This window comes from Agrobacterium sp. ST15.16.024 (genome assembly GCF_027956545.1).
Lineage (GTDB): Bacteria > Pseudomonadota > Alphaproteobacteria > Rhizobiales > Rhizobiaceae > Agrobacterium > Agrobacterium cucumeris.
Genome location: NZ_JAQKGO010000005.1, coordinates 188,252 through 204,828 on the forward strand (window position 1 = coordinate 188,252; position 16,577 = coordinate 204,828).

General features: G+C 60.2%; 18 protein-coding genes and 1 tRNA gene. 10 read left to right on the plus strand and 9 right to left on the minus strand.

Annotated elements, in window-relative coordinates; translation table 11 throughout:
* Window positions 1-6 precede the first annotated feature (6 nt).
* The 7 genes from PL640_RS17295 to cydX all read left to right on the plus strand — a co-directional run bounded on the left by PL640_RS17295 (window position 7) and on the right by cydX (window position 8,348).
* Window positions 7-1,038, plus strand: coding sequence for an L-idonate 5-dehydrogenase (locus PL640_RS17295; RefSeq protein ID WP_271362786.1), 1,032 nt, complete (start codon window positions 7-9; stop codon window positions 1,036-1,038).
* Between the two features lie 282 nt (window positions 1,039-1,320).
* Window positions 1,321-1,899, plus strand: a complete 579-nt coding sequence (locus PL640_RS17300; protein WP_269701655.1) for a GbsR/MarR family transcriptional regulator — start codon at window positions 1,321-1,323, stop codon at window positions 1,897-1,899.
* 17 nt (window positions 1,900-1,916) lie between these two features.
* On the plus strand, window positions 1,917-3,707 hold the full coding sequence (gene cydD, locus PL640_RS17305; RefSeq protein WP_271362853.1) for a thiol reductant ABC exporter subunit CydD: 1,791 nt from the start codon (window positions 1,917-1,919) through the stop codon (window positions 3,705-3,707).
* The gene (gene cydC / locus PL640_RS17310; protein ID WP_271362787.1) at window positions 3,704-5,395 is read left to right on the plus strand and encodes a thiol reductant ABC exporter subunit CydC; all 1,692 of its coding nucleotides are present in this window, start codon (window positions 3,704-3,706) and stop codon (window positions 5,393-5,395) included. Before cydD ends, cydC begins: the two co-directional genes overlap by 4 nt.
* 66 nt (window positions 5,396-5,461) lie before the next feature.
* Complete coding sequence (locus PL640_RS17315; protein WP_142842458.1) at window positions 5,462-7,039, plus strand: cytochrome ubiquinol oxidase subunit I; 1,578 nt, start codon at window positions 5,462-5,464, stop codon at window positions 7,037-7,039.
* Window positions 7,040-7,045: 6 nt separating this feature from the next.
* A complete protein-coding gene (gene cydB / locus PL640_RS17320; protein ID WP_271362789.1) occupies window positions 7,046-8,203 on the plus strand; it encodes a cytochrome d ubiquinol oxidase subunit II in 1,158 nt (385 codons plus the stop codon).
* A gap of 22 nt (window positions 8,204-8,225) precedes the next feature.
* On the plus strand, window positions 8,226-8,348 hold the full coding sequence (gene cydX / locus PL640_RS17325) for a cytochrome bd-I oxidase subunit CydX (protein WP_045015706.1): 123 nt from the start codon (window positions 8,226-8,228) through the stop codon (window positions 8,346-8,348).
* Between the two features lie 81 nt (window positions 8,349-8,429).
* Here cydX and PL640_RS17330 read toward each other — a convergent pair whose 3' ends face one another.
* From PL640_RS17330 to PL640_RS17360, 7 genes are all read right to left on the minus strand, one after another.
* Entirely contained in the window at window positions 8,430-8,618 is a 189-nt protein-coding gene (locus PL640_RS17330; RefSeq protein WP_142842456.1) for a hypothetical protein, read from the minus strand.
* A gap of 22 nt (window positions 8,619-8,640) precedes the next feature.
* Window positions 8,641-9,060, minus strand: a complete 420-nt coding sequence (locus tag PL640_RS17335) for a DUF3597 domain-containing protein (RefSeq protein WP_046801706.1) — start codon at window positions 9,058-9,060, stop codon at window positions 8,641-8,643.
* 12 nt (window positions 9,061-9,072) lie between these two features.
* The gene (locus PL640_RS17340) at window positions 9,073-9,324 is read right to left on the minus strand and encodes a GlsB/YeaQ/YmgE family stress response membrane protein (RefSeq protein WP_142842455.1); all 252 of its coding nucleotides are present in this window, start codon (window positions 9,322-9,324) and stop codon (window positions 9,073-9,075) included.
* 149 nt (window positions 9,325-9,473) lie between these two features.
* A complete protein-coding gene (nadC, locus tag PL640_RS17345) occupies window positions 9,474-10,331 on the minus strand; it encodes a carboxylating nicotinate-nucleotide diphosphorylase (protein ID WP_271362790.1) in 858 nt (285 codons plus the stop codon).
* 1 nt (window position 10,332) lies between these two features.
* Complete coding sequence (locus tag PL640_RS17350; protein ID WP_271362791.1) at window positions 10,333-11,901, minus strand: L-aspartate oxidase; 1,569 nt, start codon at window positions 11,899-11,901, stop codon at window positions 10,333-10,335.
* On the minus strand, window positions 11,898-12,869 hold the full coding sequence (gene nadA / locus PL640_RS17355; RefSeq protein WP_142842452.1) for a quinolinate synthase NadA: 972 nt from the start codon (window positions 12,867-12,869) through the stop codon (window positions 11,898-11,900). The genes PL640_RS17350 and nadA overlap by 4 nt, the downstream gene beginning before the upstream one ends.
* Before the next feature lie 70 nt (window positions 12,870-12,939).
* Complete coding sequence (locus tag PL640_RS17360) at window positions 12,940-13,842, minus strand: NUDIX hydrolase (RefSeq protein ID WP_271362792.1); 903 nt, start codon at window positions 13,840-13,842, stop codon at window positions 12,940-12,942.
* A 210-nt stretch (window positions 13,843-14,052) separates the two neighbouring features.
* On the opposite strand from PL640_RS17360, the gene PL640_RS17365 reads away from it, so the two are divergent.
* Window positions 14,053-14,427: a PAS domain-containing protein gene (locus tag PL640_RS17365; RefSeq protein WP_142842450.1), complete on the plus strand. Its 375-nt coding sequence runs from the start codon at window positions 14,053-14,055 to the stop codon at window positions 14,425-14,427.
* Between the two features lie 66 nt (window positions 14,428-14,493).
* Entirely contained in the window at window positions 14,494-15,021 is a 528-nt protein-coding gene (locus tag PL640_RS17370; RefSeq protein WP_271362793.1) for a thermonuclease family protein, read from the plus strand.
* Between the two features lie 50 nt (window positions 15,022-15,071).
* Here PL640_RS17370 and PL640_RS17375 read toward each other — a convergent pair.
* Window positions 15,072-15,147 (minus strand) — tRNA-Ala (locus PL640_RS17375).
* A 152-nt stretch (window positions 15,148-15,299) separates the two neighbouring features.
* Window positions 15,300-15,689 carry a TIGR02300 family protein gene (locus PL640_RS17380; RefSeq protein WP_046801713.1) on the minus strand — a complete coding sequence of 130 codons (390 nt, stop codon included), beginning with the start codon at window positions 15,687-15,689 and terminating at the stop codon, window positions 15,300-15,302.
* A 198-nt stretch (window positions 15,690-15,887) separates the two neighbouring features.
* Between PL640_RS17380 and cmk the strand changes: the two genes are divergently transcribed.
* Entirely contained in the window at window positions 15,888-16,547 is a 660-nt protein-coding gene (gene cmk, locus PL640_RS17385) for a (d)CMP kinase (protein ID WP_271362794.1), read from the plus strand.
* Window positions 16,548-16,577 lie beyond the last annotated feature (30 nt).

Consider the following 16,577-nt stretch of genomic DNA (forward strand, 5'->3'; position numbering starts at 1 on the left):
TTGTTGATGAGAGCGATTGTCGCCCACGGGGCAAAGGATGTGCGCATTGAGGAGCGGCCGGAGGAAGCGCCGGGGCCGGGAGAAGTGCGGCTTCGTCTGGCCCGGGGCGGAATTTGCGGCAGCGATCTGCACTATTACAACCATGGTGGTTTTGGCGCGATACGGCTTCGCGAACCCATGGTGCTCGGCCATGAAGTCTCCGCCGTTATCGAGGAGCTCGGTGAAGGCGTTGAAGGCCTGAAGGTCGGTGGTCTTGTGGCAGTTTCGCCGTCCCGCCCGTGCCGCACCTGCCGTTTTTGTCAGGAAGGCCTGCACAACCAGTGCCTCAATATGCGCTTTTATGGCAGCGCCATGCCTTTCCCGCATATTCAGGGCGCTTTCCGCGAGGTTCTGGTGGCGGATGCCCTGCAATGCGTGCCGGCTGACGGCCTGAGCGCCGGTGAGGCGGCCATGGCGGAACCGCTGGCGGTAACGCTGCATGCCACCCGCCGCGCCGGTGATTTGCTGGGAAAACGCGTGCTGGTGACGGGTTGCGGCCCCATCGGCATTCTCTCCATCCTCGCTGCGCGCCGGGCGGGTGCTGCCGAAATCGTCGCGACGGACCTTTCCGATTTCACGCTCGCCAAGGCGCGCGAAGCGGGTGCGGATCGTGTCATCAACAGCAAGGATGAGCCCGATGCGCTTGCCGCTTATGGCGCGAACAAGGGTACTTTCGACGTTCTCTATGAATGCTCTGGCGCCGCCGTGGCGCTTGCCGGCGGCATCGCGGCACTGCGGCCGCGCGGCATCATCGTCCAGCTCGGGTTGGGTGGCGATATGAGCCTGCCGATGATGGCGATTACCGCCAAGGAACTCGATCTGCGGGGCTCCTTTCGCTTCCACGAGGAGTTCGCCACCGGTGTCGAGCTGATGCGCAAGGGCCTGATCGACGTCAAGCCATTCATCACCCAGACCGTCGATCTCGATGACGCCATCTCGGCCTTCGAATTCGCCTCCGACCGCAGTCGGGCGATGAAAGTCCAGATCGCTTTTTCCTAAGTGCTTCCGCATATTTGTACGACCCTAACCGGCGGTGGCTAGTTCCACCGCCGGTTTTTTATCGAGAGATTTCAGCCTCAGCAGACTCTCATTGATGTTATCGGTATCATAAATTATCTGCGAAAGGTTTCCTGGTCCTCCCGGCCTATCCGGCCCAGCATCTGCTGACGTATCGCCAGTCGAGCTGCACATTTTGACGCAGGTCAAAAAGGTGATTTGCCGCCCGTCATTTTTTGCGTTATCGAAATTTCAGAAATTACTGAAAATTCAGGAAACAAAGAAATGCCGACCAGCCTGTCACCACTCGTTCAGTCCTTCGTGCTGCATTTTGGCGAGATGGGCAGCCGCTGGGGCATCAACCGCACCGTCGGCCAAGTCTATGCTTTGCTTTACATATCGCCGCAGCCGCTTTGCGCCGATGAGATTGTTGAGGCGCTTGGCATTTCCCGTTCCAATGTCTCGATGAGCCTGAAGGAGCTTCAGGCGTGGAACCTTGCAATTCTCAAGCATTTTCCCGGCGACAGGCGCGATTTTTTCACGACGCCGGAGGATGTCTGGCAAATTCTCCGTACCCTTGCCGAAGAGCGCAAGAAGCGCGAAATTGATCCCACCCTGAGCGTATTGCGTGAAATTTTGATGGAGACGCCGGAGAACGAAGATGAGCGGCATGCGCAAAAGCGCATCGATGAGATGAAGACACTGATCGAGCAGCTCACCGGCTGGTATGACGATGTGAAGCGGCTGGAGACGGAGAGGCTGGCCTCCCTTCTGGCGCTCGGCTCAAAGGTCACGAAGCTGCTGGAGGCGAAGGACAAGATCGTCTCTCTTGCAAGACCCCGCGGTGCGAAAAAGGACAGGTGAGGAGATCGGTCATGAACATGTCCGCACAAATCCGCCAGTCGGCCGATAGCGATGGCGCAGACTGTCCTGTGCCGGTTTCGGTCTCACCTGAAACGCCGAGGCGGCGCTTCTTCAGCACTGCTAGCCGCAAGACCTCCCGCGACAAGACTGCCGTGAAGGCGATGCGCGCACCGGCGGTGGGAAGATCCGTCGCCCTGGTGCATGTTCTGGCGGCCCTGCTTTGGTTGCCGCAGGCGGGCCTGCTGGCCTTTTCCGTCGGAAAAATCGCTGATGGCGAGCCGATGATGGCAATCATGCCGGCGGCCGTCGCGGTTCTCATTCTGGGTTTCCTGAAGGCGTGGCTGGAGAAAATCGCTGCGAGACTATCGTTTCGTGCTGCGCGTGCGGCGTTGTCGCAGCGGCGGCTGGAAGCGCTTCAGGCCGTGGCGAAGGTTTCGCCGCTCGATCTGTCGCGCACGGCTTCCGGCGAGGCGGCAAGTGTCGTGGCCGAGGCGGCGGAATCGCTGGTGTCCTATCTTTCCCGTTTCCAGCCGGCGCGGATGAAGGCGACCATCGTTCCCCTGGTTTTTGTGCTGGTGATCCTGCCGTTCACCTGGATTGCGGCGCTGGTGCTGCTCCTCTCCATGCCGACCATTCCGCTCTTCATGGCGCTGATCGGTTGGCAGGCCAAGGCGGCGAGCGAAAAGCAACTGGCCGAGACCGGCAATATGAATGCTTTCCTACTGGATCGCCTGCGCGGGCTGGAAACGATCCGCGCACTGGAAGCTGTCGATCTGACTGCCGGGCGCCTCAGCGCCGATGCGCAAAACCTCAAGACGCGGACGATGGCGGTTCTGAGGATCGCTTTTCTGTCTTCGGCGGTACTGGAGCTTTTCGCCGCCCTCGGCGTTGCCATGACCGCCGTTTACATCGGTTTCCATCTCCTCGGTTTTCTTGATTTCGGCGCGTGGGGGCAGAAGCTGACGCTTGCCGAGGGTCTGTTCATCCTGCTTCTGGCCCCGGCCTTCTTTGAGCCGCTACGGGAATTATCCGCGGTCTGGCACGACCGGGCGGCGGGGGAAGCAGCACTTGATGCGCTCGACAAGTTGACGCAGGGCGGTGCGGCCATTGCGGGTGAGGGCAGGGATGTGGCGTTGGCAACATTGCCCACCCCCGGTACGGTGGAGATGGACGATCTGTCCTTTGCCTATCCAGCCTCGCCGCCCGTGCTCCGCAATTTCAATCTCCGCATTCGGGCGGGCGAAACAGTAGCGCTCCTGGGGCAATCGGGTTGCGGCAAATCCACCGTTCTGTCGCTGATCGCCGGGCTGGCTTCGGCCGGAAGCGGCACGATAAAAATCGGCGGCATCGCCCTTGATGACAAGACGGCTGATACCCTTCGAACGTCCATCGGCTGGATCGGCCAGAAGCCGTTCTTTTTTGCCGGTTCGCTTGCGGCAAATATCCGTTTCGGCCGCCCCGGCATTACGCGGGATATGGTCGAGACGGCGCTTGAACAGACAGGTCTCGAAAGACTGTCATCCGCCCGGCAACATCTGCTTGTCGGCGATGCCGGCCATGGCATTTCCGGTGGTGAAGCGGTGCGGCTGGCCATTGCGCGCGCCGTCGCCGATCCCGCGACACAGCTTATTCTGGCTGATGAGCCGACGGCGCATCTGGACCGGGAAACCGCCGCTCTCATTACGGAAAACCTGCTGCAGCTCGCCAAAGGCAGGACTTTGATCGTCGCAACCCATGATCCGGTGCTGGCCGCGCGCATGGACAGGGTCGTGGATATGGCGGCGATCCATTCGGGGGATCGGTCATGATTGCGCGTTTTGCCATATTGAAACCTGTCATTGCACTATTCTGGTCGGCGCGTCGCGGCATGCTGCTTGCCGGCACGGTTCTGGCCGCAACCACGGTGCTGGCGGGTATCGGCCTTCTCGGTGTTTCCGGCTGGTTCATAACCGCCACTGCCATTGCCGGTCTGCTTCCGGCAACGGCCTATGCGTTTGATGTCTTTATGCCGTCGGCAGCCATTCGCCTTCTGGCACTGTCACGCACCGCCGCCCGGTACGGCGAGCGCATGACCACCCATGAAGCGACGCTCTCCGTGCTCGCGGCGCTGCGCGAAAGGCTGTTTCGCGGCTTTGCAGCGCCGCAGGCGGCGCAAAACCTGGAAGCGAGGCCCGCCCGCCTGCTGAACCGGTTGACTGCGGATATCGATGCGCTGGATTCGCTGTATCTGCGTGTGCTGGTTCCTGCCGCCGTTGCGGTGCTTGCGGCTGTTGCAACCGGCATCGGGCTGGCTTTTCTCAATCCGCTTGCGGGCATTCTGGCGGCGTTCTTTCTCATTGCGGCAGGGCTCGGCATTTCGGTGCGCTCCGCCCTGCGGGCAGAGAAATTCTCGCGCCGGCGGGCAATCGGGCTTGAAGCCTTGCGTGCCCGCACGGCGGACCTCGTCAACGGGCAGACGGAATTGCTTACGGCAGGTCGCCTTTCCGCGCAGGTCGCGGCAGTGAGGCGCGCCGATGACTACCTGCTTTCCTGCGACGAGGCCTTGAATCGCATCGAAACGAATACCGGTTTTTCCTTCGGGTTTGCAACGGCGGTCCTTCTGAGCGCGGCTCTGCTCGGCATGGCCTGGCTGGCGGAGCAGGGAACGGTCAGCGCGCCGGCCGCCGCGCTCGGGTTGCTCGTCTGTTTTGCCGCGCTGGAGCCTTTCACCGCGCTGCGCCGCGGAGCGATGGAACTCGGCCGCACATTGTTTTCCGCAAGGCGCATCGCGCCGCGCCTTTCAGCGCCGGCCGAGGTCCGTTGTCCGGCTTTGCCCGCCAGCGGCGTGGCTGCCGAGCTTGAAGGCGTGCGTCTGGAACGGCACGGCAACGACCAGCCGGTCCTGACCAAGATCAATCTTGCCATTGCCGCTGGAGAAAAGGTCGCGATCATCGGCCCGAGCGGTGCGGGCAAGACCAGCCTCATCCAGCTTCTGGCCGGTGAATTGCAGCCATCGGCAGGTACTGTCCGCGCCTTGCCCTCTTCGCTCATGACACAACGGAGCCAGCTTTTCCGCGACAGCATCGCCGATAATCTGAGGCTGGCGAAACCTGCTGCGACCGAGCGCGAATTGTGGGACGTCCTTGACGCCGCAGGCCTTGCCGAACATGTCAAAACCCTGCCCGCCGGGCTGGAGACGAGGCTTGGCGAAGCGGGGCAGGGGCTCTCCGGGGGCCAGTCGCGCCGGCTGGCGCTTGCCCGTTTCCTGCTCATCGACAAACCGCTCTGGCTTCTCGACGAGGTGACGGAGGGACTGGACGGCGAGACGGCCCGCGATGTGCTCAGCCGGCTGTTTGCGAGGGCCGAAGACAAGGCTGTCGTGATGATCACCCATAATCGCCGCGAGGCCGAATTCACTGACCGCATAATCATGCTGAAAGACGGGTGCCAATTTGATGAATGTCAAAGCGGGACGCCGGAATACGACGTAGTGCTGCAAACATTACGCCGGGACTGAGTATTTTTCGGGGCTGGCGTGATTTCGTAACGGAAGGCCGGCTTCCCATAAAGGTGGGGTAAAACCATGGAACTCGACATCGTGGCGCTGTCGCGCCTGCAATTCGCGGTTACCGCTTTATATCACTTTCTGTTCGTTCCGCTGACGATCGGGCTGTCGGTGGTCATCGCCATCATGGAAACGGTCTATGTCATGACCGGCCGGGTGATCTGGCGGCAGATGACGAAATTCTGGGGCACGCTGTTCGGCATCAACTTCGTGCTGGGTGTTTCGACAGGCATTGTCATGGAATTCCAGTTCGGCATGAACTGGAGTTATTACAGCCACTATGTCGGCGATATTTTCGGTGCGCCGCTGGCGATCGAGGGCATGATGGCCTTCTTTCTGGAAGCCACCTTCGTCGGCCTGTTCTTTTTCGGCTGGGACAAGCTGTCGAAACTCGGCCATCTCGTTGCCACATGGTGCGTGGCGATCGGCTCGAACTTCTCGGCGCTGTGGATATTGATCGCCAATGGCTGGATGCAGAACCCGACGGGCTCGGCTTTCAACCCGCAGACCATGCGCATGGAAGTGACGGATTTCGCCGCGGTCCTGTTCAACCCGGTCGCGCAGGCGAAATTCGTTCACACGGTTTCCGCAGGTTATGTCACGGCCTCCATCTTCGTGCTCGGCGTTTCCGCCTGGTATGTGCTGAAGGGGCGCCACGTCGATCTCGCCAAGCGGTCGATGACGGTCGCGGCTTCCTTTGGTCTCGCGTCAGCCCTGTCGGTCGTCGTGCTGGGGGACGAAAGCGGTTATCTCTCCACCGAACATCAGAAGATGAAACTCGCCTCCATCGAAGCCATGTGGGAAACGGAACCGGCACCGGCACCCTTCACGGCAATAGGTTTCCCCAATCAGGAAGCGCGTGAGACGCATTTCGCGGTGAAGATCCCCTGGGTGATGGGCCTTATCGGCACCCGTTCGCTCGATACGGAAATCCCCGGCATCAACGATCTGGTGGAACAGGCAAAGACCCGTATCCGCGACGGCATCAAGGCCTATGACGCGCTGATGCAGATACGCGCCAGCGGCAAGGGCGCGCAACTGCCGGAAGAGGTGAACGGCACCTTTGCCGAACTGGGCCACGAGCTTGGTTATGCCCTGCTGCTCAAACGTTATGTCGACGATCCGCGTCAGGCGACAGAAGAGCAGATCGCCAAGGCGGCGGCTGATACGATCCCGCATGTGCCGACGCTGTTCTGGGCCTTCCGTATCATGGTCGGTCTCGGCATGTTCTTCATCGTTTTGACGGCGACCTTCTTTTATCTGTCGGCCCGCCGGCGGCTGGACCGTTATCCGCTGTTGCTGAAGGTGGCCGTCTTCGCCATTCCGCTGCCGTGGATTGCCGCTGAAATGGGCTGGGTTGTGGCCGAGTTCGGGCGTCAGCCGTGGATCATCGAGGGCGTGCTGCCAACGGCGGCGGCTGTTTCGAGCCTCAGCGCCTCGACGGTTCTGATTACGCTTCTGTGTTTCATCGCCATCTACACGGTGCTGTTCATCGTCGAGATGGGGCTGATGCTGAAGGCGATCCGCAAGGGGCCTGATCCGGACCATGAGCCGGAAGCGCCGCTCGTTCCTGAAAAACTCGTCGCTGCGGAGTAAACGATCATGATCCTGCACCAACTCATCGACTATGAAATCCTTCGCATCATCTGGTGGCTGCTGCTCGGCATATTGCTTATCGGCTTTGCCGTAACCGGCGGTTTCGATCTCGGCACGGGCGCGTTGCTGCCCTTCGTCGCGAAGACGGATATTGAGCGGCGTGTCGTCATCAACTCCATCGGCCCTGTCTGGGAAGGCAATCAGGTCTGGCTCATTCTCGGCGCCGGAGCGATCTTCGCGGCGTGGCCGCCACTCTATGCGGTGTCATTTTCAGGATTTTACCTGGCGATGGCGGCCATCATGTTCGCATTGATCCTGCGACCGGTCGGTTTCAAATACCGGTCCAAGCGTGAAAGTGCGGCATGGCGCAGCGGCTGGGACTGGGCCCTGTTCGTTGGCGGCTTCGTACCGGCGCTGATCTTCGGCGTGGCGATCGGCAATGTGCTGCAGGGCGTGCCGTTCTATTTTAATGATGACCTCAGGATCTTCTACGACGGCACGACGCTGTTCGAGCTTCTGAACCCCTACGCTCTACTTTGCGGCCTCGTTTCCGTCGCCATGCTGGTGATGCACGGCGCAGCCTGGCTGGTGCTGAAAACCGAAGGTCCGGTTGCCATCCGCGCCCGCGGTTTCGGCAGCATCGCGGCACTTGCCACCACCGTTCTTTTTGCACTCGGTGGCATCCTGCTGTGGTTTGGTGTCGATGGTTACCGTTTCACCTCGGAAGTCGTGACCGATGGGCCGTCCAATCCTCTGGCAAAGACGGTTGAGGTCGCAACCGGCGTCTGGTTCTCCAATTATGCGGCGCATCCGTGGATGATGCTGGCGCCGGCACTCGGTCTGGCCTTCCCGCTGGTCGCCTTCATATTGCTGAGGCTCCGCAGGGAAGTGATGGCGCTGCTTGCCAGCTCGCTTGCCATTTTCGGCATCATCGCCACCGTCGGGCTTTCAATGTTTCCCTTCATCCTGCCGTCCTCGGTCGATCCGAAGTCGAGCCTGACGGTCTGGGATGCGTCGTCCAGCCATATGACACTGTTCAACATGCTGGTCGTCACCCTTATCTTCGTTCCGATCATCGTCGCCTACACCTCATGGGTCTATCGCGTCTTGTGGGGCAAGGTGGATGAAAAGGCGATCCGCGACGACAGCGGTCACGCATATTGATATCGAGAGAAGGAGATCGAACATGTGGTATTTCGCCTGGCTGCTCGGCCTGCCCCTCGCCGCCATCTTCGCCGTCATGAACGCCATGTGGTATGAGCTGATGGAAGAAAACGCCAAAAAGGCTGAGGCTAAGCTGGAAAAATAACGCTTCGGCATGAGACATAAAAGGGCGGCATCCGGTCCGGATACCGCCCTCTCGTAAAACAGCCGTGCCTATCGCGCGGCCTTAGTGGATGGCGATGCCGCGCTTGTCCGCTTCTTCCTTGATGATGTCTTCGACGATTGCTCTCTTGAGGTTTGGATTTCCCAGGAGATAGTCGTCAGCGATTTCAAAAATCGACTTCGGGTTATCGGTCCCGTGCAGGGTGTCGAGGTCCTGGCCGATTTGCTCGCGCAGGCTGGAATAGTCGTCCATTGCGGCTCTCCCGTTTACCGGTTCAATCCAAAAGGTCGGCCGGAACCTTGCCGCCGTTTTCGGAGAGTTTCTTGATGACGGCCTTGTGCAGCCAGATATTCATCGTCGCCGAATCCGAGGTGTCACCGGTATAACCCAGTTCGCCCGCCAGCTCTTTTCTGGCGCTGAGGCTGCTATCCAGATCAAGGGCTTTCAGAAGATCGACGATCGAGTGTTTCCAGTCGAGCTTCTGTCCGTTCTTTTTAACTGCCGCATCCAGAATGGAGGCGACGTCGACGCTGCCGGTGGATGCTGGAGCGCTGGCTGTCGGTGCCGGCGAAGCAGGCTGGGCGGGTGCTGCCGGGCTTGCGGCAGTCGTTGGCGTGCCGGCCGGTGCCGAAGTCTGCGGGGCGGCCTCGGCCTTGCCGAAAATCGCGTTCTTGATCTTGTCGAAAAAGCTCATTCTTGTGCTCCCTTATCGGCGAATTGCACGCCCGACGGCGATGAGAATGCAGGCACCGATGAAACCGGCGATGAGATAACCAATCCAGCCTCCGAGCGAGACGCCAATCAGCCCGAGAAGGAAATTGGCGACGATGGCGCCGACGATGCCGAGAATAATGTTCATGAAAACACCCATATTGCTTTTCATGAACTGTTCGGCGAGCCAACCGGCTACGCCGCCGATGATGATTGCTGCAATCCAGCCAACTTGTGCGTCTTCCATAATAAGCCTTTCCTTTGTAAGAGAGGTCCGCAGGCATATGGACAGGCTTTTGCGCGCACTGATCCCCCCGCCTTGAATGACCCCAGGCGGGGTAACAACGCAGATGCGGAGATTTGGTTCCCTGCGGCGCGTCCGGGCGGCCTTATTCTCTAGCCCCGGCTTTGAAAATCCAGCCCGATATCCAGAACCGGTGCGCTGTGCGTCAGCCAGCCGACGGAGATGAGATCGATGCCGCTTGCGGCGATGGCTGCCGCCGTCTGCGGGTTGATGCGGCCGGAGGCTTCGGTGATGGCGCGCCCGGCAACGATCGCCACGGCCTCGCGCAATTGTTCCGGCGTCATGTTGTCGAGAAGAACCGCATCGACACCTTCGTCCATCACCTCGCGCAATTGAGCGAGCGTATCGACCTCTACTTCGATTTTGACAAGATGGCCCACGCCCTGTTTGGCGCTCCGGATGGCGGCACGCACCCCGCCCGCCACGGCAATGTGGTTATCCTTGATGAGGACGGCATCATAAAGCGCGAAACGGTGGTTCATGCCACCGCCGGCGCGCACGGCGTATTTTTCGAGCGCCCTGAGGCCGGGCGTCGTCTTGCGGGTGCAGGCGATTGAGGCCTTGGTGCCGGAGATGGATGCGGCGATTTTTGCGGTAACGGAGGCGATGCCCGAGAGATGGCCGAGGAAATTCAGCGCCGTGCGCTCCGCCGTCAGAAGCCCGCGGGAAGGGCCTTCGATCGTTGCGATGATATCGCCGGGCGCAACGGTTGCTCCATCCTCAACGTGTCGTTTCAGTATGATGGCGGGATCGACAAGCTGGAAAGCAAGCTCCGCCGCATCGAGACCGGCAATAACGCCCGGTTCACGTGCGGCCATGACGACGACCGAGCGATGATCGGCGGGAATGACGGCGGCGGAGGTTATGTCGCCCGCAAGCCCCAGATCTTCCAGAAGGGCGTTGCGCACGAGCGGCTCGATGATGAGACGTGGCAGGGGGGCAAGGTTCATGTCAGGCGCTCCGCGCAATGCTGGAAGAAGAAAAGCTGGATGAGGAAAGGTCATGGCCGGTGGCAATGACGTCGGTCAGGCTCAGCCTGCGTCGTGTGGCTACCGCGTCCTTCCCGGGGAAATCGTCGCGAAAATGCGCGCCGCGCGATTCCGTGCGCAGGGCCGCAAAGACGGCGATGGTGAGGCCGATAAGGGCGGGATCGGATGCGGGGCCTTCCTGTTCGGCAAGCGGCAGCAGGTCCCGGATCGCTTCGCGCAAACCTGCTGCATGTCTCACAATGCCGAGATGGCGGGAAACGATGGGCCGGACGGCAGCGAGATCGGCGGCCACACAGTCGGGGGCTGCGCGTTGCGCAACAGCTGTCGCCCCTGCCGTGCGTGCCTGTCGACCGGCAATGTCCTGCGCTGCGCGCATGCCCATGGCGGCGGCTTCCAGCAGGGAATTGCTGGCGAGCCGGTTGGCGCCGTGCAGGCCGGTGCAGGCGGTTTCACCGGCAACCCACAGGCCCGGCACCGAGCTCTGGCCTCTGCCATCCGTGGCGACGCCGCCCATATGGTAATGCACGGCGGGACGCACGGGCACAAGTTCGCGGGCGGGGTCTATGCCGGCCTCGCGGCAGAGCAGGTCAATAGAGGGGAAACGCAGCGAAAAGCCGGAACCCAGCGCCTTGCGGGCATCGAGGAAGACCGCGCCGCCGCGCAGGATTTCCCGATCGATGGCGCGGGCGACGATATCGCGTGACGCAAGCTCGGCACCCGGCACCGCCGCCATGAAACGCTCGCCGTTTTCATTGAGCAGAAGCGCGCCTTCGCCCCTGACCGCCTCGCTCACCAGCGCCAGCGGCCGTCTGGGCGAGGAAAGTGCGGTCGGGTGGAACTGGACGAATTCCATATCGGTAAGGATGGCGCCGGCCCGCGCCGCGAGCATGATGCCCTGGCCGAAATTGCCGGAGGGATTGGTCGTCGCCTCGTAAAGCCCGCCAAGGCCGCCGGTCGCAAGAATGACCTGCGTGGCCGGCAGAATGAAACTGCCCTTCGGGCCGACGCAGGCAAGACCGGTGATAATGCCCTCTTCCGTCAATAGACGGCGCACTTCCGTGCCTTCCATAACAGTGATGGACGGCATGCGAAGGACTGCGGTTGCAAGCGCCCTGACGATGGCCGCGCCCGAACCGTCGCCTTCCGCATGCAGGATGCGCCGTCGGCCATGGGCAGCCTCCAGCCCGAAGACAAGTTTCCCCTCGGCATCGCGGTCGAAGCGCACGCCGGCCCGCTCCAGCGCCTCGATGACGGCGGGAGCGGCAGAAACGATTTGCTCGGCCATATCCGCGTCGCAGAGCCCGTCGCCTGCGGCGAGCGTGTCGGCAAGATGCAGTGCGGCGCTATCGCCCGGGCCGAGACTTGCGGCAATACCCCCCTGCGCCCAGGCGCTTGAGGTTTCGCCGCCGAGCGCGCCACGTGTCAGAAGTAGCACGGGCTGCGGCGCAAGCGTCAGCGCCGCCATCAAGCCGGCAATGCCGCTGCCGACGACGACTGTCCAGTCGTGCTGCGACGAAAGGCGTTCGCTCATACCTCCAGCATCCTTTCCACGGCGCGGCGGGCGGCGACCGCGATTGCCGGGTCGACCGTCACCTCATGGCGGTTTTCCTCCAGTGCCGTGCGGATATTGCCAAGCGTGATGCGCTTCATATGTGGGCAAAGATTGCAGGGGCGGATGAATTCGACATCGGGGTGATGCACGGCGACATTGTCGCTCATCGAGCATTCGGTCAGAAGCACCACGCGAGCGGGTCGCTCCCGGCCGACATAATCCGACATGACCGCGGTGGAACCGGAAAAATCGGCGGCTTCCACGACATCCGGCGGACATTCCGGATGTGCGAGAACGGTGACGCCCGGATGGCTCTCTCTCAATTCCCTGATGTCATCGGCGGTGAAAAGCTCGTGCACTTCGCAATGGCCACGCCAGGCGATCAGCTCGACATTGGTTTCCCGCGCCACGTTCTGCGCCAGATATTCATCCGGCAACATCAGCACACGCGGCACTCCGAGCGATTCCACAACCTGGCGGGCATTGCCGGAGGTGCAGCAAATATCGGACGCCGCCTTCACCGCCGCAGAGGTGTTCACGTAGGTTACGACTGGAACGCCGGGATAGGCCTTGCGCAACAGCGCAATATCCTCGGGCGTGATGGAGTCTGCCAGCGAGCAGCCGGCGGCCATATCCGGAATGAGCACGGTTTTTCCCGGATTGAGCAGCTTTGCCGTCTCGGCCATGAAATGCACGCCGGCCAGAACGATAACATCCGCTTCCACCTCCATCGCCTTGCGCGCAAGGGCGAGGCTGTCGCCGACGATATCGGCGACGCCGTGGAAGATTTCCGGTGTCTGGTAATTATGGGCGAGGATGACGGCGTTGCGTTTGCGCTTCAGCTCAAGGATCGCATCCACATCATCCTGAAAGCCCATCCATTCAGCCTTGGGAATGACACGGCTGACCCGATCATAAAGGCTTGCAGCAGAAATCTGTTCGTTCACGAGCACTCTCCCATTTATACTCTTTTTGAGTATATCTAGAACAAAGGGATATTCTCATTATGAGCATATGTCAATTGCGGGAGAGTGGCAGTTTCGTTCCGGAAAGGGCGCGTTCATCGAGCACGGTCTGGCGGAAGCGGAAAAGCTTTGCCGGGCGGCCGCCGGTTTCGCTCGTCATGTCGCCGGTCTCTTCCACCAGCTGCTGCTGCTCGATCAGCCGGCGGAAATTCTGCTTGTGCAGGGTCAGTCCCGCCAGCGCCTCTATCGCGCGTTGCAATTGCAGCAGGGTGAAGGTATCGGCCATCAGTTCGAAGACCACCGGGCGATATTTGATCTTGGCCCTCAGGCGTGCGATGCCGGTAGCGAGAATGCGGCGGTGATCGGCAAACATCGGCCTGCCGAAGTTGGTCCGCGGCTCGCTCTGGGCTTCCTCGACAAGGCCTGCCTCATACAGCAACTCGTAGCGCTGCAGGGTGAGTTCCTCGTTCCAGCCGCCGCCATCGAGGCCGAAGGTGAAATCGGCCCGCAGGTGACGCTGGCTTTTGCAGGCAAGATCGGAATCCGCCCAGGCGCGCAGCCTGTCGATGATGGTATCCAGAACTGCCGGGCGTCCCTGCCGATGATCCTCCCAGGGCAGGTATTCATACCAGCCATGCCAGAGTGCATGCCCGCTGCCCGATGATTCGTGCTCGCGAACCAGCCCCAGATAACCGATGGAGATGGTTCGTCCGCCGGGGATATCGTTGTTACGGTCGCGATCCGCGAAGGTGTAAAGCTGCTCGAGATAACCGACTGGATGATGGGTCTGTTCGTGGATCCACTCCCGCAGCCCGCTTTGCAGCGTTCTGTGCCCGAATTCGAATGGGCCTGAGGGAAGTGCCGCGCCCGCCCGGACGGTCATCACCCGCGGTTCGTCTCCCGTAATGGCGGTGACGACGGCAATGAGTTCAGCATGGGCAAGCCCGATGGTCACGGCGACTCCTGTCTTGGGTTGCGGTATCAACCTTCTTTGGCACAGGAAGGCTGGTTCGCCAACAAGGGGTAGGCGGCAAAGTGCTTTCTATATCCGCATAAAGTCTAAAGTAGCATATAATCAAACAAATGGATAAAATCTTGTGATTAGTAATGCATTTTTTGTTATGTTATAAAAAAGTTATAAGCATTCATATAGTGTAGAAAGCCGATGTTAGAAGATATATCTCTGGAAGAGACGCTTATTGGTTATTATACGTGGAGCATCGGCCAGAATCTGGTCTATCTGGATGCCGTAGCTTCGCGTCTGCGCGATTTCTCCTTTGAGGAGGCTTCTCGCGGCATTCCGGTGGAGAAGTTCATCGCCCAGGTTGAGGTCGGTTCACAGGCCCGGGTGGCGCGAGCGGTCCATAATTCGCTGACAAACGGTGAGTTTTACGATCAGGAGTGCCGGATTGATCTCAAGGCTGGCGGTTTTCGTTGGCTCAGGACGACGGGCAGGGTGATCCACGACTGCGACGGCGTTCCGATCATGGCAATGGGGACAATTCGCGATGTTACCGCGCGCAAGGTGCTGTTGATGTAATGCGGTGTCTCCCCTACTCTGCAGCGAGATAGGGTCATATTTTATCGCTTTTGATGTTTCGGTGACATGGTTCGGCAGATCGCAATTTTGCTGTTTCAGATCATGCTGGTGATAGGGTTCGGCATTGCCGGCATGCGCATCGCCTCGTTCTTCAATGGCGAAGATGGATATGAGACGGCCGCTCTTGCGGCAAACACGGAAATGCTGTGGACGACCTCCCCGGTGAAGGTTGATACCCGTCAGCAAAATTATGAACGAATCCCCACCCCGCCCGATCGCTATCCGCTAAAAATACATGCGGACCAGCGCTTGCGTGTGGTCGCCAGCAATCGCTTCACCTTCAAGGGCCAGGAATTCCGCCTTGCCGGCGTCGAAGACATCGACCGCAACCGCGTCTGCGCCGGTGCTGATGGCCGCCGCTATGCCTGCGGCCTCAACGCCTTCAAGGCGCTGGAGAACCGTCTGCGCGGCAAATATCTCGAATGCCGGGTGGTGGAAGAGGGAGTGGCAGTCCAAACTGTTGAATGCGGGATCAAAGGGCAGGACGTGCGGGCGTTATTGCAGGAGAGGACCATGCCGGTCGCTGGCCGATAGGGCGTCGGGCAATGTCTGTCCGCGGATGATTTATCGTGTCTGGGAAGATTTGGTGGAGCTAAGCGGGATCGAACCGCTGACCTCTTGCATGCCATGCAAGCGCTCTCCCAGCTGAGCTATAGCCCCATAAGGGTTCCGGCATTTCGTCCGGTTCCGGGAACCGAAGCGGCTGTTGTTCCGTTCGGTGGCGGCTTACTACTTCGGCTAATCGAAGAGTGCAAGCACAAAAAACAGCCCGGCTTCATTTTTTTGTCGCCGGGCTGGTTTATCCAATAAGATCAAGCTTCTTCGTCGTCGCCCGTAACGCCGATGATACCGGACATGTCGTCATCATCGTCGTCTTCGTCAGCTTCAAGGAAGGTATCGTCGTCGTCGCCGATTTCCACGTCGTCTTCGTCGTCGCCCATATCCGGAATCTCGTCGCCGCTGTTGTCGCCATCGGCATCTTCCAGCGATACGAGTTCGACTTCCGTGTTTTCGGTATCGACTTCCGCTACTTCCTCTTCCTCAGCCTGCTCGAGCTTTGCCTGTGCCGTGCTTTCCTCGAAGAAGGAGAGCGGCCATGACTTGCCGGTATAGGGAGAAACGACCGGATTGCGGTTCAGATCGTAGAACTTCTTGCCGGTATCGGGGTCTGTGCGCTTGGTACCAAGGTCCGCTTTTGCCACTGTCTAAGCCTCAAATTGTCGAATGAGTTTCGGTGTGTACGCCGTAAAACCGGCATAGACTGTAAAATTTCTAGCCGGTCCCCTTAATCGTTGCGGTCTTTCGTGTCAAAGACAAACTTCGGGCATTACCCTTGCAACGCACCTTATATGCCGGGCTGCTGATGAAGATTGGAAGCAGCCGAACGCCATATTATATGAATGACGCACACACAGGCAGAGAGCTTCATGACATTCACGATCGCCATAGATGGACCGGCTGCGGCCGGCAAAGGAACTTTGTCGCGCAGGATCGCGGAAATCTATGGGTTCCATCATCTCGATACCGGCTTGACCTATAGAGCCACCGCCAAGGCCCTTCTCGATGCCGGCCTGCCGCTTGATGATGAGGGCGTGGCAGAAAAGGTGGCGCTGGAACTCGATCTTGCAGGCCTCGACCGCTCGGTGCTTTCCCGGCACGATATCGGCGAAGCAGCGTCGAAGATTGCGGTGATGACGCCGGTGAGGCGCGCGCTCGTCAAGGCGCAGCAGCGTTTTGCGGCAAGGGAGCCTGGCACGGTGCTGGATGGCCGCGACATCGGCACGGTGGTCTGCCCGGATGCGCCGGTGAAGCTTTATGTCACGGCTTCGCCTGATGTCAGGGCAAGACGTCGTTACGACGAAATTCTGGCCAATGGTGGAGAGGCCGATTACGACGCCATCTTCGCCGAGGTGAGGCAACGCGACGAGCGCGATATGGGCCGCGCCGACAGCCCGTTGAAACCGGCTGAAGACGCGCACTTGCTAGATACGTCGGAAATGAGTATAGAGGCGGCGTTTCAGGCCGCGCGGGCGATCATCGACGCCGCCCTGAGGAAATAGGTTTTTCGCGGAACCGCTTCATTTCGGTCC

Coding starts and splice junctions, on each gene's coding strand:
- PL640_RS17295 (WP_271362786.1), top strand. CDS start 7: ATGAGAGCGATTGTCGCCCACGGGGCAAAGGATGTGCGCATTGAGGAG.
- PL640_RS17300 (WP_269701655.1), top strand. CDS start 1,321: ATGCCGACCAGCCTGTCACCACTCGTTCAGTCCTTCGTGCTGCATTTT.
- cydD (WP_271362853.1), top strand. CDS start 1,917: ATGTCCGCACAAATCCGCCAGTCGGCCGATAGCGATGGCGCAGACTGT.
- cydC (WP_271362787.1), top strand. CDS start 3,704: ATGATTGCGCGTTTTGCCATATTGAAACCTGTCATTGCACTATTCTGG.
- PL640_RS17315 (WP_142842458.1), top strand. CDS start 5,462: ATGGAACTCGACATCGTGGCGCTGTCGCGCCTGCAATTCGCGGTTACC.
- cydB (WP_271362789.1), top strand. CDS start 7,046: ATGATCCTGCACCAACTCATCGACTATGAAATCCTTCGCATCATCTGG.
- cydX (WP_045015706.1), top strand. CDS start 8,226: ATGTGGTATTTCGCCTGGCTGCTCGGCCTGCCCCTCGCCGCCATCTTC.
- PL640_RS17330 (WP_142842456.1), bottom strand. CDS start 8,618: ATGGACGACTATTCCAGCCTGCGCGAGCAAATCGGCCAGGACCTCGAC.
- PL640_RS17335 (WP_046801706.1), bottom strand. CDS start 9,060: ATGAGCTTTTTCGACAAGATCAAGAACGCGATTTTCGGCAAGGCCGAG.
- PL640_RS17340 (WP_142842455.1), bottom strand. CDS start 9,324: ATGGAAGACGCACAAGTTGGCTGGATTGCAGCAATCATCATCGGCGGC.
- nadC (WP_271362790.1), bottom strand. CDS start 10,331: ATGAACCTTGCCCCCCTGCCACGTCTCATCATCGAGCCGCTCGTGCGC.
- PL640_RS17350 (WP_271362791.1), bottom strand. CDS start 11,901: ATGAGCGAACGCCTTTCGTCGCAGCACGACTGGACAGTCGTCGTCGGC.
- PL640_RS17365 (WP_142842450.1), top strand. CDS start 14,053: ATGTTAGAAGATATATCTCTGGAAGAGACGCTTATTGGTTATTATACG.
- PL640_RS17370 (WP_271362793.1), top strand. CDS start 14,494: ATGGTTCGGCAGATCGCAATTTTGCTGTTTCAGATCATGCTGGTGATA.
- cmk (WP_271362794.1), top strand. CDS start 15,888: ATGACGCACACACAGGCAGAGAGCTTCATGACATTCACGATCGCCATA.